Here is a 22,325-nt window from a genome sequence, read left to right as displayed (position 1 = left end):
GCCGACAATGTAGCGGGGCTCAAGCACACCGCCGAAGCTGTGGCATTCACATTTTAACTTCGCCTGGCCTTGATGCCAGGTGCAGGTGTGTGGATGGGTAGGGGAGCGTCGTGCCGGGGGTGAAGCAGCGGGGTGACCCAGTTGTGGACGCGGCACGAGTGAGAATGCAGGCATGAGTAGCGAAAGAAGGGTGAGAAACCCTTCCGCCGGATGACCAAGGGTTCCAGGGCCAGGCTAATCCGCCCTGGGTGAGTCGGGACCTAAGGCGAGGCCGAGAGGCGTAGTCGATGGACAACGGGTTGATATTCCCGTACCCGCGAAAGAGCGACCCTGACGAACCTCGTTGTGCTAACCACCCAAACCGGCCAAGACCTTCGGGTTGAGGTTGGGGAGCGTGGGAACCTGGCGGGTAGTAGTCAAGCGATGGGGTGACGCAGGAAGGTAGCTGAGCCCGGCCGGTGGTTGTGCCGGGGTAAGCGTGTAGGCCGTGTCGTAGGCAAATCCGCGACACATGGGGCTGAGACGTGATGCCGAGCCGATTCAGGTGAAGTCAGTGATCCTATGCTGCCGAGAAAAGCCTCTAGCGAGTTCTTAGCGGCCCGTACCCCAAACCGACACAGGTGGTCAGGTAGAGAATACCGAGGCGATCGGGCGAACTGTGGTTAAGGAACTCGGCAAATTGCCCCCGTAACTTAGGGAGAAGGGGGGCCGGAGACGTGAAGCCCCGCGCGGGTGGAGCGTTGTATGGCCGCAGAGAGCAGGGGGAAGCGACTGTTTACTAAAAACACAGGTCCATGCGAAGAAGTAATTCGATGTATATGGACTGACGCCTGCCCGGTGCTGGAACGTTAAGGGGACCTGTTAGCCCGCAAGGGCGAAGCGGAGAACTTAAGCGCCAGTAAACGGCGGTGGTAACTATAACCATCCTAAGGTAGCGAAATTCCTTGTCGGGTAAGTTCCGACCTGCACGAATGGCGTAACGACTTCCCCACTGTCTCAACCACAGGCCCGGCGAAATTGCAGTACGAGTAAAGATGCTCGTTACGCGCGGCAGGACGGAAAGACCCCGGGACCTTTACTATAGCTTGACATTGGTATCTGAATTAGCTTGTGTAGGATAGGTGGGAGCCGGTGAAGCCTATACGCCAGTATGGGTGGAGGCAATCTTGAAATACCACTCTGGTTGATTTGGGTATCTAACTTCGGACCGTTATCCGGTTCAGGGACAGTGTCTGGTGGGTAGTTTAACTGGGGCGGTTGCCTCCTAAAGGGTAACGGAGGCGCCCAAAGGTTCCCTCAGCCTGGTTGGCAATCAGGTGTTGAGTGCAAGTGCACAAGGGAGCTTGACTGTGAGACTGACAGGTCGAGCAGGGACGAAAGTCGGGACTAGTGATCCGGCACTGGCATGTGGAAGCGGTGTCGCTCAACGGATAAAAGGTACCCCGGGGATAACAGGCTGATCTTCCCCAAGAGTCCATATCGACGGGATGGTTTGGCACCTCGATGTCGGCTCGTCGCATCCTGGGGCTGTAGCAGGTCCCAAGGGTTGGGCTGTTCGCCCATTAAAGCGGTACGCGAGCTGGGTTTAGAACGTCGTGAGACAGTTCGGTCCCTATCCGCCGTGCGCGTAGGATACTTGAGAAGGGCTGTCCCTAGTACGAGAGGACCGGGACGGACGAACCTCTGGTGTGCCAGTTGTCCCGCCAGGGGCACGGCTGGTTAGCTACGTTCGGAAGGGATAACCGCTGAAAGCATCTAAGCGGGAAGCTCGCTTCAAGATGAGGTATCCCACCCACTTTGTGGGGTAAGGCCCCCAGCTAGACGACTGGGTTGATAGGCCGGAAATGTAAGCCCGGTAACGGGTTCAGTTGACCGGTACTAATAGGCCGAGGACTTGACTACCAAGCTGCTACGCGTCCACTGTGCAACTCTGAACAAACGATCACCCGCAGGGTTGGTTGACATGTTCATAGAGTTACGGCGGTCATGGCGGAGGGGAAACGCCCGGTCACATTCCGAACCCGGAAGCTAAGCCCTCCAGCGCCGATGGTACTGCACTCGGGAGGGTGTGGGAGAGTAGGACACCGCCGGACAAACATTCGATTTCAGGGCCACCCCCTCACGGGGGTGGCCCTGAAACGCGTCCACCCCGAAAACCGGCCCTCATGCCGGCGCGCGCGTGAACGGTGGACCACCCACCACTACGCCGTAATGGCGGCAACGAACTGCCCCGGATCCAGCCACCTCCCCGATCTGGCGAACCGGGCCGCCATTGCGGGGAGCGGTCACCAGGGAGGGGACAGGCACCCGTCACCACGGCGACGTGGCGGGGCGGGTGCGGTCACCTCGCCGCACTGGCGTGGACGAGTGCCCGCCGAGGTCGCGGTCAGCGCGTCTGGACGGACTCTCGGATGTCCCGGAACAGGGCCGCGGCGGCGTCGACCGTCCGGCCCGGGAACATGCCCATCACCACGCTGCCGTGGTCGGCCCACCCGCAGACCGCGAAGTCACCGCCGTCGCCGCTCGTCGTACCGCACTTCATCACGCCACCCAAACGGCCGGCGTCCACCTCGCGCAGGCCCGCGACCCGGCCGGTCTCGTCGGCCATCAGCCCGAACAGGGTGTCCAGGTCGCGTTCGGGCTGCCAGAGCAGCGTGGTGCCGCCGAACAGCAGCACCGAGCGCTTGGCGTCGCCGCGGTCGGAGTAGACGGCACCGTAGCCGCGGTCCAGCTCGATGTCGGCGGCGAGCCCGTCGCGCAGGTAGTCGGCGGTGCTGCGGGCCCGCTCGCTGTCGTCGCGTACCAGCCCGGCGACCTCGGTGGGCTGGCCGAGAGTGGTGTCCTTCTGCTGGAGCACCCGCCATCCACCGAGGCCGAGCACGCCGGCGCCGGCCAGGCCGGCCGCCAGCAGGGCGGCGAGGACGATCTTCCGGCGCCGGGAGACGGGCCGGCGTTCGGGCTCCTGCGCGGGGTCGCGGCGGCTCAGCTCGATCGGCTCTTCGGTCAGCTCGACCGGATCGGAACCCCCGTCGACCGGGCGCTCGGTGAGATGCGCGTCGGACATGACCGCCACCGTACGCGAATCACCGGTGGCGCACGTCAGGTCCTCGAAAGCGCTCCGTAGACTTTCAGGGTGACCGAGAGACTGGATGCCCGACGCCCCGACGCCCCGACCCTCGCCGGCCAGTACCAGCCCGGCGAGGTAGAGCAGCGACGGTACGAGCAGTGGGTAGCCGGCGGACACTTCCGGGCGTCGGCGGACAGCGAGAAGCCACCGTTCACCATCGTCATCCCGCCGCCCAACGTCACCGGCTCGCTGCACATGGGCCACGCGTTCGAGCACACGCTCATGGACGCGCTCACCCGGCGTAAGAAGATGCAGGGGTACGAGGCGCTGTGGCTGCCGGGCATGGACCACGCCGGCATCGCCACCCAGAACCTGGTCGAGCGGCAGCTCGCCGGTGAGGGGCTGTCCCGCCACGACCTCGGCCGGGAGAAGTTCGTCGAGCGGGTCTGGCAGTGGAAGGCCGAGTCCGGCGGCGCGATCCTGGGCCAGATGCGCCGGCTCGGCGACGCCGTCGACTGGGACCGCGAGCGTTTCACCATGGACGAGGGCCTGTCCCGGGCCGTGCAGACCATGTTCAAGAAGCTCTTCGACGACGGGCTCATCTACCGGGCCAACCGGATCATCAACTGGTGCCCGCGTTGCCTCACCGCGCTGTCCGACATCGAGGTGGAGCACACCGACGACGAGGGCGAGCTGGTCTCGATCCGCTACGGCGACGAGGTGGTGGTGGCCACCACCCGTGCCGAGACGATGCTCGGTGACACCGCGGTGGCGGTGCACCCGGACGACGAGCGGTACCGGCACCTGATCGGCACCGAGGTGGAGCTTCCGCTCACCGACCGGCGGATCCCGATCGTCGCCGACGAGCACGTCGACCCGAGCTTCGGCACCGGCATGGTCAAGGTGACCCCGGCGCACGACCCGAACGACTTCGAGATCGGCCAGCGGCACGACCTGCCCTCGCTGACGATCATGGACGAGCGCGGGATCATCACCGCGCCCGGCCCGTTCGAGGGCCTGGACCGGTACGAGGCCCGCCCGGCGATCGTCGCGGCGCTGCGCGAGCAGGGCCGGATCGTGGCCGAGAAGCGGCCGTACCTGCACGCGGTGGGGCACTGCTCGCGCTGCAAGACGACTGTCGAGCCGCGGCTGTCGCTGCAGTGGTTCGTCAACACCGGGCCGCTCGCGAAGGCGGCCGGCGACGCGGTGCGCGACGGCCGGGTGGCGATCGAGCCGGCCGAGCTGGCCAAGCGCTACTTCGCCTGGGTCGACAACATGCACGACTGGTGCATCTCCCGCCAGCTGTGGTGGGGTCACCGCATCCCCGTCTGGTACGGCCCGGACGGCGAGATCGTCTGCGTCGGCCCGGACGAGGAACCGCCGTCCGGCGAGGGCTGGCGGCAGGACGAGGACGTGCTGGACACCTGGTTCTCCAGCGGCCTGTGGCCGTTCTCCACGCTCGGCTGGCCCGAGCGCACCCCGGACCTGGCGAAGTTCTACCCGACCAGCGTGCTGGTCACCGGCTACGACATCCTGTTCTTCTGGGTCGCCCGGATGATGATGTTCGGCCTGTACGCGATGGACGGCGTGCAGCCGTTCGACGTGGTGGCGCTGCACGGCATGGTCCGCGACGAGCACGGCAAGAAGATGTCGAAGTCGTTCGGCAACGTGGTGGACCCGCTGGACTGGATCGACCGGTTCGGTGCCGACGCCACCCGGTTCACGCTTGCCCGGGGCGCGAACCCCGGTCAGGACGTGCCGGTCAGCGAGGAGTGGTGCCAGGGCTCCCGCAACTTCTGCAACAAGCTCTGGAACGCCACCCGGTTCGCGCTGCTCAACGGCGCGCACACCGGCGGCCCGCTGCCGGACGCCGCCGAGCTCTCCACCGTCGACAGGTGGATCCTGTCCCGGCTGGCGCACGTCACCGCCGAGGTCGACGAGCAGTTCGAGGCGTACGAGTTCGCGAAGGTCTGCGACCTGCTCTACCACTTCGCGTGGGACGACGTCTGCGACTGGTACGTGGAGCTGAGCAAGCCGGTGCTGGCCGAGGGCGGGCCGGCTGCCGACGCCACCCGGCGGGTGCTCGGGCACGTGCTGGACCAGCTCCTGCGGCTGCTGCACCCGGTCATCCCGTTCGTCACCGACGAGCTGTGGTCCGCGCTCAGCGGCGGCGAGACCGTACTGACGGCGTCCTGGCCGGTCGCCGACCGTACCCTCGTCGACGACGCCGCGGAAGGCGAAGTCGCCACCCTCCAGCGGGTGGTGACCGAGGTCCGGCGGTTCCGGTCGGACCAGGGGCTGCGGCCGACCCAGCGGGTCGCCGCGCGGCTCGACGGCCTGACCGGCGCGGGCATCGCGGCGCACGAGCCGCTGGTGCGCTCGCTGGCCCGGCTCGACGCGCCCGGCGACGACTTCCAGGCCAGCGCCACGCTGGCCATGCCCGGCGCGGTCAGCGTCGCGCTGGACACCCGCGGCTCGATCGACGTGGCCGCCGAGCGCGCCCGGCTCACCAAGGACCGGGCGGCGGCCGAGAAGGAGGCCACCCAGGCGCGGGCGAAGCTGGACAATCCGGCGTTCGTCGGCAAGGCGCCCGAGCCGGTGGTGGCGAAGATCCGCGAACGGCTGGCGGTGGCCGAAGCGGACCTGGTCCGGATCGACGCCGCCCTGGAGGCGCTGCCCTCGTGAGCGACCGCACCGACCGCACCGACCGCAGCGCGTTCGCCGAGGTGGAGGCCGCGCTCAACGCGCGCGGCTTCACCCGGATGCACTTCGAGCTGGAGAAGATCGAAACCCTGCTCGACCTGCTGGGCAGCCCGCAGCGGGCGTACCCGTCGATTCACCTGACCGGCACCAACGGCAAGACCTCGACGGCCCGGATGATCGACTCGCTGCTGCGGGCGTTCGGGCTGCACACCGGCCGCTACACCAGCCCGCACCTGGAGACCGTCCGGGAGCGGATCAGCCTGGACGGCGAGGCGGTGAGCGAGGAGCGGTTCGTGTCCACGTACCGGGAGATCGCGCCGCTGGCCGAGCTGGTCGACCAGCGGTTCGCCGAGCCGCTGACGTACTTCGACATGACCACGGCGCTGGCGTTCGCCACGTTCGCCGACGCCCCGGTCGACGTGGCCGTGGTGGAGGTCGGGCTCGGCGGCGCGGAGGACGCGACGAACGTCATCCAGGCCGGCGTCGCCGTGATCACCCCGATCGGGCTGGACCACACCGAGTGGCTCGGCGATACGATCGAGGACATCGCGCTGCACAAGGCCGGCATCATCCACCCCGGCGCCACGGTGATCGCGGCGGCGCAGGAGGAGGAGGCGGCCCGCCCGATCCTGGAACGCTGCGCCGAGGTCAACGCCACAGTCGCCCGGGAGGGCGCCGAGTTCGGCGTGCTGCGGCGCGCGGTCGCAGTCGGCGGCCAGGTGCTGACCATCCAGGGCCTGGGCGGCGTGTACGAGGAGATCTTCATCCCGCTGCACGGCGCGCACCAGGCGCAGAACGCGGCGGTGGCGCTGGCCGCGGTGGAGGCGTTCCTCGGCGCCGGGGCCCGGCGGCAGCTCGACATCGAGGCGGTCCGGGAGGGCTTCGCCGCGACCAGCTCGCCGGGCCGGCTGGAGCGGGTACGGACCGCGCCGACGGTGCTGCTCGACGGCGCGCACAACCCGCACGGCATGGCCGCCACGGTGGCCGCGCTGCAGGAGGAGTTCGCGTTCAGCAAGCTGGTCGGCGTGCTGGCGGTGCTCGGCGACAAGGACGCGGCGAGCCTGCTGGAACTGCTCGAACCGGTGCTCGACTCGATCGTGGTGGCGGAGAACAGCTCGCCCCGGGCGATGCCGGTGGACGAGCTGGCCGCGCTGGCGCGGGAGATCTTCGGGCCGGAGCGGGTGCAGGTGGCCCGGGAGATGCCCGACGCGATCGAGGCGGCGGTGGCGGAGGCCGAGGCGGACGTGCCGGGCGAGCTGGCGGGGGTGGGCGTGCTGGTCACCGGATCGGTGGTGACAGTGGCCGACGCCCGCCGGCTGCTCAAGCGATGACCGGCCCGCAGCAGGGCCCGGGCCCTGAACCGGCGGCCGGCGACACGCCGGAGGACCAGGCCGGTCCGGAGCAGGCGGGCGGCGAGCGGCGGTCCGGGCTCCGGAACCCGGACAAGGCGGTACGTGGACTGGGCGCCGGCACGATGGCGCTGGAGGCGCTGGTGCTGCTGCTGGCCATCCAGCCGATCCGGGTGGTCGGAGGTGACCTGAGCGGCGCGGCGATCGGCGCGATCGTGGCGCTGGCGGTCGCCTGCGTGGTGCTGGCCGGCCTGATGCGCCGACCGTGGGCGTGGCACGCCGGCACGGTGCTTCAGGGTCTGCTGCTGCTCTCCGGGCTGCTGCACTGGTCGCTGTTCGCGCTCGGGGTGATGTTCGCGCTGGTGTGGGCGTACGCGCTGCACGTGCGGCGGGTCATCCTCGGCTGAGCGCCGTCGCGCGCGGCGCGGTGCCGCGCGGTGTTGTGTTAAGAAGGGCCCCTTCCTCTACCTGAGGCGTTAAGAAGGGGCCCTTCCTTACACCTCGGCGAGGGTGCGCCACTGGGTCAGGGCGACGCCGTGACCGTCGGGGTCACGGAAGGCCGCCGCCCACACCTCCAGCTTGGTGCCCCGGTTGACCACGCGCGGCGCGTACGTGAACCGGACGCCCGATTCGCGCAGCCGCTCGTACGCGCCCTGGATGTCGTCCACCTCGAGGTTGACGTGCACCAGCCGGCGGCTGATCGGGGCGGCGCCGGTGACCCGGCGCAGCACCAGCCGGGTCGGCCCGGAGGCGAGCACGGCGTTGCCCTCGCCCCGGTCCAGCTCGTCGAAGCCCAGCTCGCGGTAGAAGTCGAGGGACCGGTCCAGGTCGGTGACGAGCAGGGTGATGCCGACGCCGCTGATCGGGCTGCCCAGCCCGTCCGGCTCGGCCGCGTCCGCCGGGCCGGACGAGGCGGACGGGCCGAAGATGGCCTCGTCCAGCTCCTCGGCCGTGGGCGGGGTGTCGGAGCGCCGGGGCGCGTCCGCCGGGTCGTCCAGCGGCACGTCGATCGGGTCGGGCACGGTCTCGACGGGAACGGTGTCGGCCGCCTCGGCGCGCGTGCTGTCGGGTGCCGGGGCGCCGATCGGCTCCTCGGCCGGGACGCGGGGCGCCGGGGCGCGGCGGGGGAGCGGGCCGGCGGCTGCCGGTTCGACGAGCTGCCCCTCCAGCACCATCCGGCCGCTGGGGCTCTGGTGCAGCACCACCGGCTCGCGCTCCTCGGCCCGGGGCGGCACGTCGTCCAGGTACTCCTCCGGCGCGGGCGGGTAGTCGTCGCGGAAGTCGTCCTCGGGCGCGCGCCCGGCCCACGGCGGCGCCTCCTGCGCGATCAGCGGCTCGTCCAGCGGGTCCGGGGTGTCGTACTCGGGCGGCAGGTCGGCCACCGCGGCGGCGGTCTCCGCGTGGGTGGGCACCTCGTCCCAGAGGACGCGCACGTGCCGCTGGTCGTCCAGCGCCACCCGGACCGGCAGCGCCTGGCCGAGTGAGGGCCACTTGGCGACCGGCACCCGAGGCTCGATGATCTTCTTGGACCGGGGCGGCAATCCGGGCGCGTCGATCACCAGTTGCAGCTCGCAGCGGCCGAACGCGTACTGGGTGGGTGGTTCGGAGGCGCTGTGCACGTGCCCCAGCCCGATCACCCAGGTGCGACCGCCGCCGCGTACCGTGGCCAGCGCGATCGCCAGCACCAGCAGCGCGACGCCGAGCGCCACGATGGCCCAGCTGGTCATGCCCAGCCCGAACACCGTCACGAAGGTGGCGACGGTGCCCAGCACCGTGCCGATCAGTTTGCGTACCGGCGCGATCGTGCGGTTCCCGCCATTCGCCACAGTGGACCTCCCAGGGGTTCCAGGGCCAGGCTAGGCCGCCACGGCGGGCCAGGGAAGACGCAGCCGCCGCGCCGGCGCCGGGACCGGGTCGCTACGCTGACCGTACCCAGCCGACCCCGTTTGAGTGCGCAGGAGGAAACCAGCGTGTCCAGCAGCAGCCCGGACGAGCGGACGCTCGTACTGATCAAGCCCGACGCGGTGCGCCGCGGTCTGGTGGGCGAGATCCTGTCCCGTTTCGAGCGCAAGGGCCTGCGGATCGACGCGATGGTGAGCCGGACCATGGACGGCGACTTCGCCGACCAGCACTACGCCGAGCACGTCGACAAGCCCTTCTACCCGCCGCTGAAGACGTTCATGACCAGCGGCCCGCTGGTGGCGCTGGTGCTCTCCGGCGACCAGGTGATCGAGGTGGTGCGCGCCATGATCGGCAGCACCGACGGCCGCAAGGCCGCCGCCGGCACGATCCGGGGCGACCTGTCGCTGTCGAACCGGGAGAACCTGGTGCACGCCTCCGACTCGGCGGACAGCGCCAAGCGCGAGATCGCGCTCTGGTTCCCCGATCTGGCCTGATCGACGCGCCGACGGCCCCGGCCCGCTCCTGGCGGGACCGGGGCCGTCGTGTGTCAGCGATCAGACCTGCGCCGGCGGCTGCGTCCGGCAGGTCACCGCGACCCGGTTCCACACGTTGATGGTGGCGATCGCCACCACCAGGTCGGCCAGTTCCTTCTCCGACCACACCTTCGCCGCGCCGTCCCAGACGTCGTCCGGCACGCCGTGCTCGCCGAGCCGGGTCACCGCGTCGGTGAGGGCCAGCGCGGCCCGCTCCCGCTCGTCGAAGAACGGCGCCTCCCGCCACGCCGCGACCGCGAACAGCCGGCGGCTGTCCTCCCCGGCCCCCAGCGCCTCCCGGCTGTGCATGTCCACGCAGAACGCACAGCCGTTGAGCATCGACGCCCGCAGCTTCACCAGCTCCAGCACGGTGTGGTCCACGTTCGTCCGGACGTACTTCTCCAGGCCCAGCACGGCCTGGTACGCCTCCGGCGCCACCGCCGCCATGTCCATCCGGCTCATCGCCGCCTCCTCGTTGGTTGGGGTACGCGCAGAGGACGGGGCACGGCGGGCGCGGCGTGACGCGCCTGCGGTGTGACGGTGGTCATGGCCGGGCCGACAACAGTCGTTGACGTTCCGGTCACCTCGACCGGAGTTCCCGGCCACCTGCGGCCGGTAGACCGGGCTGGCGACACTGCCGAGACCGGGAGAACCCATGACGCACATCGATCGACGTACCCTGCTCCGCGCCGGCCTGGTCGCCGGCGCCGGAGTCGCCGGCGGCGCGCTGCTCGGCGCGCCCGGCGCGCCCGCCGCACCCGGCCTGCGGCCCGGCGGCCGGCCGCTGCTCACCCACGGCGTGCAGAGCGGCGACGTGACCGCCGACTCGGCGCTGGTCTGGACCCGCGCGGACCGGCCCGGCCGGATGCTGGTCGAGGTGAGCCGCCGGCCGGACCTGCGCGGCGCCCGCCTGGTGCGCGGCCCGGTGGTCGACCCCACCGGCGACCTCACCGGCAAGGTCCGCCTGCGCGGCCTGCCCGCGGGCCAGCGGCTGCACTACCGGGTACGGGTGGAGAGCCTGGACCGGCACGGCCTGTGCAGCGAGCCGCTGACCGGCTCGTTCGCCACCGCCCCCGGGCGGCAGCAGCGGCGTGACGTGCGGTTCGTGTGGACCGGCGACATCGTCGGGCAGGGCTGGGGGATCAGCCCCGACTTCGACGGGCTGGCGATCTTCCGGGCCATGCGGGAGCGCCGCCCGGACTTCTTCCTGTGCAGCGGCGACACCGTGTACGCCGACGGCCCGCTGACCGAGAGCGTGGTGTTGCCGGACGGGCGCACCTGGCGCAACCTGGTGACGCCGGAGAAGAGCAAGGTGGCCGAGACGCTCGCCGAGTACCGGGGGCAGTTCGCGTACAACCTGCTCGACGAGCACCTGCGGGCGTTCGCCGCCGAGGTGCCGCAGATCAACCAGTGGGACGACCACGAGGTGGTGAACAACTGGTACCCGGGGGAGATCCTGACCGACGAGCGGTACGGCGAGAAGCGGGTGGACGTGCTCGCCGCCCGGGCCCGGCAGGCGTTCCACGAGTGGCTGCCGGTGCCGGCCGGCGGGCCGATGTACCGCAAGCTGTCGTACGGGCCGCTGCTGGACGTGTTCGTGCTGGACATGCGCACCTACAAGGACCCGAACGACGGCAACACGTACGCCGACCGCAACCGGGGGCTGCTCGGCAGGGCGCAGCGGGAGTGGCTGATCCGGGAGCTGCGCGCGTCCCGGGCCACCTGGAAGGTGATCGCCAACGACCTGCCGATCGGCGTGGTGGTGCCGGACGGGGCAGACGCCCAGGAGGGCGTGGCGCAGGGCGACCACGGCGCGCCGGCCGGCCGGGAGCTGGAGTTCGCCGAGGTGCTGCGCGCCTCGCACCGGGCCGGGGTGACCGGACTGGTGTTCCTCACCGCCGACGTGCACTACACCGCCGCCCACCACTACGACCCGGCCCGTGCGGCGGTGCGGGACTTCAGCCCGTTCTGGGAGTTCGTCTCCGGCCCGGCGCACGCGGGCGCATTCGGCCCGAACGCGCTGGACGGCACGTTCGGCCCGAAGGCGGTGTTCGTGCACGCCCCGCCGCGCGCCAACACCTCCCCGGCCGAGGGCTTCCAGCACTTCGGCGAGGTCACGATCGACGGCCCGTCGGCGGCTCTGACGGTCCACCTGCGGGACCGCTCCGGCGCCTCGCTCTGGACCACCACCCTCCCGGCCCCGTGGCGCCGCTGACACCTCGCCGGGCAGTGGAATACCCGGCGGCGCGGCACGGCGGGCAGGGGGTCGAGTACGCTTGAACGCACAGGCGACGACCCGGCCATCACCGGTGAGCCTCCGGAGGAACAGCCGGGTGACCGGCCCAGTAGAACCGGACGGGACGGCCCGTCACAGCCGGCCAACGAGCGGGCGGTCGCACCTCGGCCGCCAAGCGGGGTGGTACCGCGGGCCACGCCCGGGACGCCGGTCACGGCGTACCGGATCCGGCTCGTCCTCGCAGAGCACAGACGAGTGAGCTGCTGAGGAGCGACAGGCGATGGCCTATCCGTTGCACGACCCGTCCGGCGCCGGTGTCCCGGCGAGCCCGGACCTGCCCGCGGTCGAGCGCCGGGTCCTGGAGCACTGGACGGCCGACAAGACCTTCGAGGCGTCCGTCGAGGCCCGCGACGCCGGCCGCGACGGCGAGAACGAGTACGTCTTCTACGACGGCCCCCCGTTCGCCAACGGCCTGCCGCACTACGGCCACCTGTTCACCGGCTACGTCAAGGACGTGGTGCCGCGCTACCAGACCATGCGCGGCCGGCGCGTCGAGCGCCGGTTCGGCTGGGACTGCCACGGCCTGCCCGCCGAGGTGGTGGCCGAGAAGCAGCTCGGCATCACCACCAAGGCGGAGATCCTCGACCTCGGCGTGGCCCGCTTCAACGACGCCTGCCGCACCTCCGTGCTGGAGTTCACGCACGACTGGGAGCGGTACGTCACCCGGCAGGCCCGCTGGGTCGACTTCGCCAACGACTACAAGACGCTCGACCTGGACTACATGGAAAGCGTCATGTGGGCCTTCAAGACCCTGCACGACAAGGGCCTGGTCTACGAGGGCTTCCGGGTGCTGGCGTACTGCTGGCGGTGCGAGACCCCGCTGTCGAACACCGAGACCCGGATGGACGACGTCTACCGGGACCGGCACGACCCCACGCTGACGGTGTGGTTCGAGCTGGCCGCCGACGACGCCGCCCCCGAGCCGCTGCGCGGGCCGGTGAAGCTGGGCGTGTGGACCACCACGCCGTGGACGCTGCCGTCGAACCTGGCGCTCGCCGTCGGCCCCGACATCGAGTACGCGGTGCTGGAGCACCGGGGTTCCCCCGACAGCGAGCGCAGTGGTGAGCGCTACGTCGTCGGCGCCGCGCGCCTCGGCGCGTACGCCAAGGAGCTGGAGGGGTACGAGCAGGTCGGCACGGTGTACGGCCGGGACCTGGTCGGGCGTCGCTACACGCCGCTGTTCGACTTCCTGGTCGAGCCGGCCGGGGAGAACGCCTACCAGGTGCTCGCCGCGGACTTCGTCACCACCGAGGACGGCACCGGGATCGTCCACCTCGCCCCCGCGTTCGGTGAGGACGACCAGAACGTCTGCAACGCCGCCGGCATCCCCACCGTCGTGACCGTGGACGACCACACCCGGTTCACCGCGCTGGTGCCGCCGTACCAGGGCGAGCAGGTCTTCGACGTGAACAAGCCGGTGATCCGGGAACTCAAGGAGCGGGGGGTGGTGCTGCGGCAGGACACCTACACCCACTCCTACCCGCACTGCTGGCGCTGCGACACCCCGCTGGTCTACAAGGCGGTGTCGTCCTGGTTCGTCGCGGTGACGAAGTTCAAGGACCGGATGGTCGAGCTGAACCAGCAGATCAACTGGACGCCCGGGCACATCAAGGACGGCTCGTTCGGCAAGTGGCTGGCCAACGCCCGCGACTGGTCGATCAGCCGGAACCGGTTCTGGGGCTCGCCGATCCCGGTGTGGCGCTCCGACGACCCGAACTACCCGCGGGTGGACGTGTACGGGTCGCTGGCCGACATCGAGCGTGACTTCGGCGTACGCCTGACCGACTTGCACCGGCCGGCGGTGGACGACCTGGTCCGTCCCAACCCGGACGACCCGACGGGCAAGTCGATGATGCGCCGGGTGCCGGAGGTGCTGGACTGCTGGTTCGAGTCCGGCTCGATGCCGTTCGCCCAGGTGCACTACCCGTTCTCCAACCGCGAGTGGTTCGAGCACCACTACCCGGGTGACTTCATCGTCGAGTACATCGGGCAGACCCGCGGCTGGTTCTACACCATGCACGTGCTGGCCACCGCGCTGTTCGACAGGCCGGCGTTCCGCAACTGCATCAGCCACGGCATCCTGCTCGGCTCGGACGGCCGCAAGATGTCCAAGAGCCTGCGCAACTACCCGGACGTCTACCACGTCTTCGACTCCTACGGGTCGGACGCGATGCGGTGGATGCTGATGTCCTCGCCGGTGCTGCGCGGCGGCGACATGGCGGTCACCGAGTCGCTGATCCGGGACGCGGTGCGCCAGGTGCTGCTGCCGCTGTGGAACGTCTGGTACTTCTTCTCGCTCTACGCCAACGCCGACGGCTACACCGCGCGTCGCCGTACCGACTCCACGCACGTGCTCGACCGGTACGTGCTGGCGAAGACGAACGAGCTGGTGGCGACCGTCGGCGCGCAGATGGACGCGTACGACATCTCCGGCGCGTGCGCCACCGTGCGGTCCTACCTGGACGCGCTGACCAACTGGTACGTGCGCCGGTCCCGGGACCGGTTCTGGGCCGGCGACGCTGACGCGTTCGACACGCTCTCGACGGTGCTGGAGACGCTGTGCCGGGTGGTCGCGCCGCTGGCGCCGCTGACCGCCGAGGAGATCTGGCGCGGGCTGACCGGCGAGCGGTCGGTGCACCTGACCGACTGGCCGCGGGCGGACGAGTTCCCGGCCGACCACGAGCTGGTCTCCGCGATGGACAACGTGCGGTCGGTCGCCTCGGCGGCGCTGTCCCTGCGCAAGGCCAAGGGCCTGCGGGTACGGCTGCCGCTGGCGAAGCTGACAGTGGCCTCGCCCGTCGCGGCCCAGCTGCGGCCCTTCGCCGACCTGGTCGCCGACGAGGTCAACGTGAAGGAGGTAGTGCTCAGCGACGAGGTGTCCGCGTACTGCCAGCAGGTCCTCACCGTGGTGCCGCGGGCGCTCGGCCCGCGCGTCGGCAAGGCCGTCCAGCAGGTGATCAAGGCGGTCAAGGCGGGGGAGTGGGAGCTGCGCGACGGCGCCCCGGTCGCCGCCGGGGTCACGCTCGCCGAGGGCGAGTACGAGCTGCGCCTGGTCGCCGCCGACGCCGAGCACTCCGCGCCGCTACCAGGCGGTGAGGGCGTGGTCGTGCTGGACACCGAGGTCACGCCGGAGCTGGCCGCCGAAGGGCTGGCCCGGGACGTGGTCCGGGTCGTGCAACAGGCCCGCCGCGACGCCGACCTGGACGTCTCCGACCGGATCACGGTGGCCGTCTCCGCCTCCGAGGACGTACGCGCGGCGGTCGCCGCGTACACCGAGTTCGTGGCCCGGGAGGTGCTGGCCGACAGCATCGACTTCGCCGAGGGTCTCGACGGCTTCGCCGGCGAGGCCGGCGACGGCGAGCGGGTCGCAGTGACGGTCCGGAAGGTCTGAGCCGGACCGGGTGCCCTCCCCCGCCCCCGTGGTGGGGGAGGGCCCAGCCCCAGCGAGTGGACTGCGGGCCACCCGCTCGGTGACGGACGGCCGCGTCGGCTACCGTGACAGCGCCTGTTTCACGTACGACCGCCGGAGGACCCGTGCCCCTGCTCTACACCATCGGCAAGCTCACCGTGGCGCCCGCGCTCCGGTTGGCCTTCCGTCCGCACGTGGAGGGTTTGGAGCACATCCCGGCGACCGGCGGCGCGATCTTCGCCAGCAACCACCTCTCCGTCGCCGACGAGCTGCTGCTCGGCACCGTGGTGCCCCGCCACCTGGCGTTCTGGGCCAAGTCGGAGTACTTCAAGGGCACCGGCCTCAAGGGCGGCTTCTCCAAGTTCGTGCTCACCGGGCTGGGCGCGATCCCGGTCGAGCGGGCCGGCGGGCGGGCCGCGCTCACCGCGTTCGACGCGGCGATCCCGGTGCTCAAGGCCGGTGACCTGGTCGCCGTCTACCCGGAGGGCACCCGTTCGCCGGACGGGCGGCTCTACCGCGGGCGTACCGGCACGGTCCGGCTGGCCATCGCCGCCGGCGTGCCGATCATCCCGGTCGGCGTGACCGGCACCGACAAGGCCCAGCCGATCGGTACGCGGATCCCGCGACCAGGCCGGGCCAAGATCACCATCAAGTTCGGCAAGCCGCTGGACTTCACCGGCCGTCCCGACGACCGCACGTCGCTGCGCGCGATGACCGACGAGATGATGGCCGAGATCCAGAAGCTCAGCGGCCAGGAGTACGTCCCGCGCTACGCGCCGAAGCGCACCGACCAGGCCGCCGGTGAGCAGACCGCCTGAGCGGTCAGGACTTCGGCACCACCACGCGCTGACGCAGATCGTTCAGTAGCCGCCCGCTGTCGTCCACGGACAACCGGGTGAACACGCCTGTGGTCAGACTGCCGTGGTCGGCCGAGGCGCAGACCACCACCGAGTCGCCGTCCGCCCGGCCGACCGCGCAGCGCGCGTACCGGCCCCGGACGCCGGTCTCCACGTTCACCGACTCCTTCAGGCCGTACTCCCCGGCGAGGCGGTCGATCTCCGCCTTGGCGTCCGACTCCGGGCTGAACCGCAGGCCGGTGCTGCCGAACAACGTCACCCGCTTGCCGTCGCTCGTCGTGTAGATACCGGCGAACGTGTCCTCGGCGAGCAGGTTCGACTCGCGTACCCGGCTCTTCAGCTCCTCGGCGGCGGCCTGGCTGCGCTCGTCCTGGCGCAGCCGCATCGAGTCGATCTGGTCCGGAAGGCTGGCGCGGGCCGGGTACTGGCTGGAGATCGGCTGGAACCACCACAGCGGCAGGCCGCAGCAGCACGCGACGCTGAGCAGCAGCACCCAGGGCCAGCGACGCCGTCGGCGGGTCCGCTTCGGCGGCTGCTGCCAGCCCGGCGGCGGCGCGACCGGCGGCCCGGCCTTGCCCCGGCGCTGCTTCGGCGGCCGCGCCGGCTTGGCCGGGGCGGGAGCCGCCGGTGGTGGCAGGGGACGGGCGGCCGGCGCGGCGGGGTACTGCGGCGCGTGCGGCGGCGACACCGGCCGGGCCGGGTGATGCGGCGGCGGTGAGACCGGCCGGGCGGCCGGTGCGGCGGGGTGTGCCGGGTGGTGCGGCGGCGTGGAGACCGGCCGCGCGGCGGGCGGCTGCGGGTGGGGCGGCTGCGGCGGCGCCGGGTGGGCCGGGTGGGGGTTCGGCGTCGACCAGGGCGCGGTGTACGGCAGCGTCGGCGTCAGGGGCGGCAGCTCCGGCGCGTGCAGCTCCCAGCCGGTGGTGTCCACCCCCTCCCACGGGTCGACCGGCGTGGCGTGCTCGGGCGAGTCCAGCGGCGGCACCGGCGTGGGCTCGGCGGACGCGCCCCAGCGGGGCCGGCTCGGCGGCGGTGGCGGGACGGCGGCGGAGCCGCTCCAGCGGGGCGCCTCGACGCGGGTGGCGTTCGGTGCGTTCCCAGTCGGGTTCGGGGCGTTGTCCACCCGGGTGGGGTCCGGCGTGGTGGCCGAGGGTGGCTGCGGCGCGGCGTCGATCCGGGTCGGGTCCGGCGTGGTGGTGGCCGCCGGCGGCTGCGGGGCCGCGTCGATCCGGGTCGGGTCCGGCTGGCGGCCCGTGCGGGGAGTGGGGGCGGGTGTGGTCCGGCCCGGCACCGGGGCCGACCCGCGGGCCCGTGGGACCGGCACCTGCGGGACGGTGTCGGTCCCGCCGGCGGCTGTCGCGGTGTTGTCGGCCGGTGTTCCGGCGGTCTCGGCGGGTGTTTCGGCGTCGGTTGCCGGGGCGTCAGCGCTGTCGGCGGGCGTCTCGGTGCCGGCGGAGAGGGCCTCAGCGCTGTCCGTGGCCGTCTCGGTCGCGGCGGACTGGACCTTGTCGGTGGGTGTCTCGGTTCCGGTGGGCTGGACCTTGGCGGTGGGCGTCTCGGTCTCGATGGGCTGGACCTTCTCGGTGGGCTTCTCGGTTCCGGTGGGCTCGACCCTGTCCGTGGGCGTCTCGGGCGCGGTGGCGTCGACCTCGTTCGTGGGCGTCTCGGCCTCGGTGGTCCCCGGCTGCGGGGCCGCGTCGTGCGAAGGCGCGGCGGTGTCCGGCGTGGTGGACGGCCGGCCCTCGGGTGCGGCGGCTCCCGGCGCGGCGGACGGCGACGCCGGAGCGGAGGCGCCGGTGGCGTCCTCGGTGTCGACGGCGGTGGCCGGCTCGATGACGGTCGGCTCCTCGGCCCCGTCGGCCGGCCGGCCCGCCCCCGGCTGCGGCTGCGGCATCGCGGCTATCTCCTCTCGCGCCCGTTGCGAGGTTAGTACCGCCCCGCCACCCAGGACTAATCCCGCCCGCTCACCGGTCCCACTCCGGTGATCAAGGAGTTCGTGTCCGGTGGGAGCGCGGGACAGCCCGCAAACTCCTTGATCAACGCGGCGGACACGGGCGCGGGTGTGGCGGCGGGGACGGCGGGGCGGGGGCACCGCGTACGCTTGGGCATCATGAGTGCCCCGTCCACCACCCCGCGTCCCGCCGCCGCCAACTCGGTCTGGCCTCGGCTGGAGCCGTTGCTGCCGCAGGTGACCAAGCCCATCCAGTACGTGGGTGGAGAGCTGGGCGCGGTGGTCAAGGACTGGGACGCCGCCACCGTCCGGTGGGCGCTGATGTATCCGGACGCGTACGAGGTGGGCCTGCCCAACCAGGGCGTGCAGATCCTGTACGAGGTGCTCAACGAGCTGCCCGACGTGCTGGCCGAGCGGACGTACGCGGTCTGGCCGGACCTGGAGAAGCTGATGCGCGCCCACGGCGTGCCGCAGTTCACCGTCGACGCCCACCGCCCGGTGCGTGAGTTCGACGTGTTCGGCGTCTCGTTCTCCACCGAGCTGGGCTACACCAACCTGCTCACCGCGATCGACCTGGCCGGCATCCCGCTGCTCGCGGCCGACCGCACCGACGCCGACCCGGTGATCGTGGCCGGCGGGCACGCCGCGTTCAACCCGGAGCCGATCGCCGACTTCGTCGACGCCGCGGTGCTCGGCGACGGCGAGGAGGCGGTGCTGGAGATCACCGCCATCGTCCGGGAGTGGAAGGCCGAGGGCTCCCCGGGCGGCCGGGACGAGCTGCTGCTGCGGCTGGCCCGGACCGAGAGCGTCTACGTGCCGCGCTTCTACGACGTCGACTACCTGCCCGACGGCCGCATCCAGCGGGTCGTGCCGAACCGCCCGGACGTGCCGTTCCGGGTGCACAAGCGCACGACGATGGACCTGGACGCCTGGCCGTACCCGAAGAAGCCCCTGGTCCCGCTCGCCGAGACGGTCCACGAGCGGTACGCGGTGGAGATCTTCCGGGGCTGCACCCGGGGCTGCCGGTTCTGCCAGGCCGGCATGATCACCCGTCCGGTGCGGGAGCGCTCGATCACCACCGTCGGCCAGATGGTCAAGGAAGGGCTGGAGTTCTCCGGCTTCCACGAGGTCGGCCTGCTGTCGCTGTCGTCGGCCGACCACTCGGAGATCGGCGACATGTGCTCCGGCCTGGCCGAGCAGTACGCCGGCACGAACGTCTCGCTGTCACTGCCCTCGACCCGGGTGGACGCGTTCAACATCGACCTGGCCCAGGAACTGTCCCGCAACGGGCGGCGGACCGGTCTGACGTTCGCCCCGGAGGGCGGGTCGGAGCGGATCCGCAAGGTGATCAACAAAATGGTGTCGAAGGAAGACCTCATCCGCACCGTGGTCACCGCGTACTCCAACGGCTGGCGGCAGGTGAAGCTCTACTTCATGTGCGGCCTGCCCACCGAGACCGACGAGGACGTCCTGGAGATCGCCGACATGGCGCACGAGGTGATCCGGGCCGGCCGCGCCGCGACCGGGTCCAAGGACATCCGCTGCACGGTCTCCATCGGCGGTTTCGTGCCCAAGCCGCACACCCCGTTCCAGTGGGCCTCGATGGAGCGGCCGGAGGTCATCGACGGCCGGCTCAAGCTGCTCAAGCAGGCGATCAACAGCGACCGGTCGCTGGGCCGGGCGATCGGCTTCCGCTACCACGACGGCGAGCCGTCGCTGATCGAGGGCCTTCTGTCCCGGGGCGACCGCCGGGTCGGCGCGGTGATCCGCAAGGTCTGGGAGAACGGCGGCCGGTTCGACGGCTGGAGCGAGCACTTCTCGTACCAGCGCTGGGTGGACGCCGCCGCCGAGGTGCTGCCGGCGTACGGCGTGGACCTCGACTGGTACACCACCCGCGAGCGCGAGGAACTGGAGGTCCTGCCCTGGGACCACCTCGACTCCGGCCTGGACAAGGACTGGCTCTGGCAGGACTGGCAGGACTCGCTGTCGGAGTACGAGCAGGACGACTGCCGCTGGACGCCCTGCTTCGACTGCGGCGTGTGCCCGTCCATGGACACCGAGATCCAGATCGGCCCGACCGGCCGCAAGCTGCTGCCGCTCACCCCGGTCAATGGACTGAAGCTGCCCGCCGCCGCCCAGGGCTGAGGCGCGGACCGTACCGGAGCGCGGGAACCCGACCGGGTTCCCGCGCTCCGTCGTCCTTCCGGGCGACCGCGCGCGTGCGCGGGGTGGGGCTGCCCCGACTGGTGCATCCTCGATACGCTGCGTCCGTAATGGACCGGCCAGGGCCGGTAGCGGGGAGGACAGCAGACATGGGCATCAATCCGCCGGATACCGGCGATCTGCACGTCAGCGTCGAGGACCTGGACGCCGCGGCGGAGTACGTCGAGCGCCTCAAGCAGTACGTCGACGACACCATCGGCTACGAGATGGAACGCATCAAGGAGCGGATGAAGGGCGACAGCGGCAACGCGCAGACGGTGCCCAACGGCACCCCGTTCGGCGCGTACGAGGACGCCCGGATGCAGTGGGCGGCGCTGACCAGGTCCACGGCCAGCATGGAGGCCCACCTCAAGGCCATCTCCATGAAGCTGGCCGGCCTGAAGCAGGGCACGCAGGACATCGCCAAGGCGTTCCGCGACGCCGAGGCCCGCAACGCCGCGAACGGCAAGGACATCGAGCGGCTGCTGGAGACCGCGGCCCCGCCGCCGGACGCCGGGCAGCAGCCCACCTACCCGTACACGGCCTGAGGGGGAGACGGTCATGGCAGGAGGCACCTGGGAGCGCTGCGTCCGTGAGGTGACGCTCTCGGCGGATCCGGAGACCGTGGGCTCGGTGGGCGCGGGCTGGCGCAACCTGTCCACCGCGCTCGGCCATCTACGTGACTCGCTGGTCGGCCGCTCGTTCGTCGGCCCGATCGCGCCCGGCCAGGAGCGCCCGCACACCGGCGGTCTCCCCGGGCTGCTCGCCGGCTGGCAGGGCAGCGGCGGCGACGCGTACCGCGAGCACCTGGGCGAGATCGGCAAGGAGATCGAGGAGCTCATCACGCACGCGAGCAACGTCAGTGGCGCGCTGTCGCGGATCGAGGGCGACATCCGTACGGCGGTGGCGAGCATCCCGATCCCGCTGATGGACAACTTCGGCTGGAACGAGTGGAGCCTGCCCGGCGGCACCGAGCTGGACGACGCGCGCGACGGCGAGAGCCAGTCCGGCTTCCTCGCCGCCCTGCGCAGCGACTACCAGTCCAACCAGGCGCTCTACGCCGACGGCGCGTTCCGCGACAAGGCCGACGATCTCGAAGCCACCATGAAGATCGACGGCAACGCCAACGACCAGAAGCGCGGCGGCTGGTGGGACACCAAGTCCCACCTGGACAACTGGTACCGCGACAACCAGCAGGCGGCCAACAAGGCGATGTCGCCGCTGCCGGCCGCGGTCGAGGCCGAGCGTCCCAAGCTGGTCGTACCCCAGCCCGACGGCCGGCTCGACGACGGCTACCGCGCGGATCCCCGCGTACCCCCGTCCGGAGTGCCCGGTGGTGGGCTGCCCGGCGGCGGTGGCGGCGGTGCCGGCGGTGGCGGCGGGATGCCCTCGCTGGGCAGCACCGGCATCGGCGGCGGCGGTGGCGGTGTCGGCGGTGGCGGCTCGTTCACGCCCCCGCCGACCACCGGCGTGCCCGAGTTCGGTGGCGGCGGCCCCGGCGGCGGCTCGTACACCCCGCCCGGCACCGGCCTGCCCGGCGCCGGCGCCCCGGGTTCCGGCAGTCCCGACTACGGCACCGGCCTGGCCGGCGCGGGTGGGCCGGGCACGATCACCCCGGGCGGTCCGGGTAGCACCTTCGGCGGTGGCGGCGCCGGACTGAGCACCGGCGCCGGCTTCGGTGGCGGTGGCGGTGGTGCCGGGCTGGGTTCGGCGGGCGGCATCGGCGGCGGTGGCCTCGGCGCGGCCGGTGGCATGGGCGTGGGCGCGCTGCCCGGTATGGTCGGCGGCGGCAACGGCAAGGTGCCCCCGCTGACCAGCGCGGCCGGCGCGCTGCGGGCGGCGGCGGGCGCGGGGCCGGGAGGCGCGGGCGCGGGCGCGGCGGGCGCGCGTGGTGGCCTGGCCGGCGCGGGCATGATGGGCGGCGGGATGATGGGCGGCCACGGCGGCGCCGGGCATGGCGGCGGCGGTGGCGACCACTCGTCGTGGTTGACTGAGGACGACGATCCGTGGGGCGCCGGTGACGGTGCGTCCCCGGGCATCCTGCGATGAGGACGGACGG

14 protein-coding genes and 2 rRNA genes (1 of these 16 only partly in view) are annotated in these 22,325 nt (G+C 71.5%); 12 read left to right on the top strand and 4 right to left on the bottom strand.

Annotated elements, in window-relative coordinates; translation table 11 throughout:
* Together J3R08_RS24705 and rrf are read left to right on the top strand one after the other, a co-directional pair.
* A 23S ribosomal RNA gene (locus J3R08_RS24705) occupies positions 1 to 1,902 on the top strand; it begins 1,207 nt to the left of the window's first position.
* 74 nt (positions 1,903 to 1,976) lie between these two features.
* Positions 1,977 to 2,093 (top strand): 5S ribosomal RNA (gene rrf / locus J3R08_RS24700).
* Positions 2,094 to 2,386: 293 nt separating this feature from the next.
* On the opposite strand, the gene J3R08_RS24695 is transcribed toward rrf, so the two are convergent.
* Positions 2,387 to 3,064 carry a hypothetical protein gene (locus tag J3R08_RS24695; RefSeq protein WP_043331013.1) on the bottom strand — a complete coding sequence of 226 codons (678 nt, stop codon included), beginning with the start codon at positions 3,062 to 3,064 and terminating at the stop codon, positions 2,387 to 2,389.
* 69 nt (positions 3,065 to 3,133) lie between these two features.
* On the opposite strand from J3R08_RS24695, the gene J3R08_RS24690 reads away from it, so the two are divergent.
* From J3R08_RS24690 to J3R08_RS24680, 3 genes are all read left to right on the top strand, one after another.
* Positions 3,134 to 5,752, top strand: coding sequence for a valine--tRNA ligase (locus J3R08_RS24690; protein ID WP_064448732.1), 2,619 nt, complete (start codon positions 3,134 to 3,136; stop codon positions 5,750 to 5,752).
* Between the two features lie 77 nt (positions 5,753 to 5,829).
* On the top strand, positions 5,830 to 7,101 hold the full coding sequence (locus J3R08_RS24685) for a folylpolyglutamate synthase/dihydrofolate synthase family protein (RefSeq protein WP_245255630.1): 1,272 nt from the start codon (positions 5,830 to 5,832) through the stop codon (positions 7,099 to 7,101).
* Complete coding sequence (locus tag J3R08_RS24680; protein ID WP_064448730.1) at positions 7,098 to 7,526, top strand: DUF4233 domain-containing protein; 429 nt, start codon at positions 7,098 to 7,100, stop codon at positions 7,524 to 7,526. Before J3R08_RS24685 ends, J3R08_RS24680 begins: the two co-directional genes overlap by 4 nt.
* Before the next feature lie 87 nt (positions 7,527 to 7,613).
* Here J3R08_RS24680 and J3R08_RS24675 read toward each other — a convergent pair whose 3' ends face one another.
* Positions 7,614 to 8,945 carry a VOC family protein gene (locus J3R08_RS24675; RefSeq protein ID WP_104112456.1) on the bottom strand — a complete coding sequence of 444 codons (1,332 nt, stop codon included), beginning with the start codon at positions 8,943 to 8,945 and terminating at the stop codon, positions 7,614 to 7,616.
* A 144-nt stretch (positions 8,946 to 9,089) separates the two neighbouring features.
* On the opposite strand from J3R08_RS24675, the gene ndk reads away from it, so the two are divergent.
* The gene (ndk, locus tag J3R08_RS24670) at positions 9,090 to 9,515 is read left to right on the top strand and encodes a nucleoside-diphosphate kinase (protein WP_209962935.1); all 426 of its coding nucleotides are present in this window, start codon (positions 9,090 to 9,092) and stop codon (positions 9,513 to 9,515) included.
* Between the two features lie 60 nt (positions 9,516 to 9,575).
* On the opposite strand, the gene J3R08_RS24665 is transcribed toward ndk, so the two are convergent.
* Positions 9,576 to 10,016, bottom strand: a complete 441-nt coding sequence (locus tag J3R08_RS24665) for a carboxymuconolactone decarboxylase family protein (RefSeq protein WP_043328964.1) — start codon at positions 10,014 to 10,016, stop codon at positions 9,576 to 9,578.
* Between the two features lie 193 nt (positions 10,017 to 10,209).
* On the opposite strand from J3R08_RS24665, the gene J3R08_RS24660 reads away from it, so the two are divergent.
* The 3 genes from J3R08_RS24660 (at position 10,210) to J3R08_RS24650 (ending at position 16,077) form a co-directional block, all read left to right on the top strand.
* Positions 10,210 to 11,769: an alkaline phosphatase gene (locus tag J3R08_RS24660; protein ID WP_209962933.1), complete on the top strand. Its 1,560-nt coding sequence runs from the start codon at positions 10,210 to 10,212 to the stop codon at positions 11,767 to 11,769.
* A 301-nt stretch (positions 11,770 to 12,070) separates the two neighbouring features.
* Positions 12,071 to 15,241, top strand: coding sequence for an isoleucine--tRNA ligase (gene ileS / locus J3R08_RS24655; RefSeq protein ID WP_209962931.1), 3,171 nt, complete (start codon positions 12,071 to 12,073; stop codon positions 15,239 to 15,241).
* A gap of 143 nt (positions 15,242 to 15,384) precedes the next feature.
* Entirely contained in the window at positions 15,385 to 16,077 is a 693-nt protein-coding gene (locus tag J3R08_RS24650) for a 1-acyl-sn-glycerol-3-phosphate acyltransferase (RefSeq protein ID WP_043328967.1), read from the top strand.
* A 4-nt stretch (positions 16,078 to 16,081) separates the two neighbouring features.
* On the opposite strand, the gene J3R08_RS24645 is transcribed toward J3R08_RS24650, so the two are convergent.
* Positions 16,082 to 18,007: a hypothetical protein gene (locus J3R08_RS24645; protein WP_209962929.1), complete on the bottom strand. Its 1,926-nt coding sequence runs from the start codon at positions 18,005 to 18,007 to the stop codon at positions 16,082 to 16,084.
* A gap of 216 nt (positions 18,008 to 18,223) precedes the next feature.
* On the opposite strand from J3R08_RS24645, the gene J3R08_RS24640 reads away from it, so the two are divergent.
* The 3 genes from J3R08_RS24640 (at position 18,224) to J3R08_RS24630 (ending at position 22,315) form a co-directional block, all read left to right on the top strand.
* Positions 18,224 to 20,209 carry a TIGR03960 family B12-binding radical SAM protein gene (locus tag J3R08_RS24640; RefSeq protein WP_064448725.1) on the top strand — a complete coding sequence of 662 codons (1,986 nt, stop codon included), beginning with the start codon at positions 18,224 to 18,226 and terminating at the stop codon, positions 20,207 to 20,209.
* Positions 20,210 to 20,376: 167 nt separating this feature from the next.
* A complete protein-coding gene (locus J3R08_RS24635) occupies positions 20,377 to 20,814 on the top strand; it encodes a hypothetical protein (RefSeq protein WP_030503083.1) in 438 nt (145 codons plus the stop codon).
* A gap of 13 nt (positions 20,815 to 20,827) precedes the next feature.
* Complete coding sequence (locus J3R08_RS24630) at positions 20,828 to 22,315, top strand: hypothetical protein (RefSeq protein ID WP_209962927.1); 1,488 nt, start codon at positions 20,828 to 20,830, stop codon at positions 22,313 to 22,315.
* The last annotated feature ends 10 nt before the right edge of the window (positions 22,316 to 22,325 follow it).

Origin of the sequence: Micromonospora sp. HB375 (assembly GCF_017872985.1) — a bacterium.
Taxonomy (GTDB): Bacteria; Actinomycetota; Actinomycetes; order Mycobacteriales; family Micromonosporaceae; genus Micromonospora; species Micromonospora chalcea.
Note: the sequence above shows the minus strand (reverse complement) of the source record. Positions and strands in the feature narration are given on the sequence as shown.

Coding starts and splice junctions, on each gene's coding strand:
- J3R08_RS24665 (WP_043328964.1), bottom strand. CDS start 10,016: ATGAGCCGGATGGACATGGCGGCGGTGGCGCCGGAGGCGTACCAGGCC.
- J3R08_RS24695 (WP_043331013.1), bottom strand. CDS start 3,064: ATGTCCGACGCGCATCTCACCGAGCGCCCGGTCGACGGGGGTTCCGAT.
- J3R08_RS24640 (WP_064448725.1), top strand. CDS start 18,224: ATGAGTGCCCCGTCCACCACCCCGCGTCCCGCCGCCGCCAACTCGGTC.
- J3R08_RS24685 (WP_245255630.1), top strand. CDS start 5,830: ATGCACTTCGAGCTGGAGAAGATCGAAACCCTGCTCGACCTGCTGGGC.
- J3R08_RS24645 (WP_209962929.1), bottom strand. CDS start 18,007: ATGCCGCAGCCGCAGCCGGGGGCGGGCCGGCCGGCCGACGGGGCCGAG.
- J3R08_RS24635 (WP_030503083.1), top strand. CDS start 20,377: ATGGGCATCAATCCGCCGGATACCGGCGATCTGCACGTCAGCGTCGAG.
- ileS (WP_209962931.1), top strand. CDS start 12,071: ATGGCCTATCCGTTGCACGACCCGTCCGGCGCCGGTGTCCCGGCGAGC.
- J3R08_RS24660 (WP_209962933.1), top strand. CDS start 10,210: ATGACGCACATCGATCGACGTACCCTGCTCCGCGCCGGCCTGGTCGCC.
- J3R08_RS24630 (WP_209962927.1), top strand. CDS start 20,828: ATGGCAGGAGGCACCTGGGAGCGCTGCGTCCGTGAGGTGACGCTCTCG.
- J3R08_RS24680 (WP_064448730.1), top strand. CDS start 7,098: ATGACCGGCCCGCAGCAGGGCCCGGGCCCTGAACCGGCGGCCGGCGAC.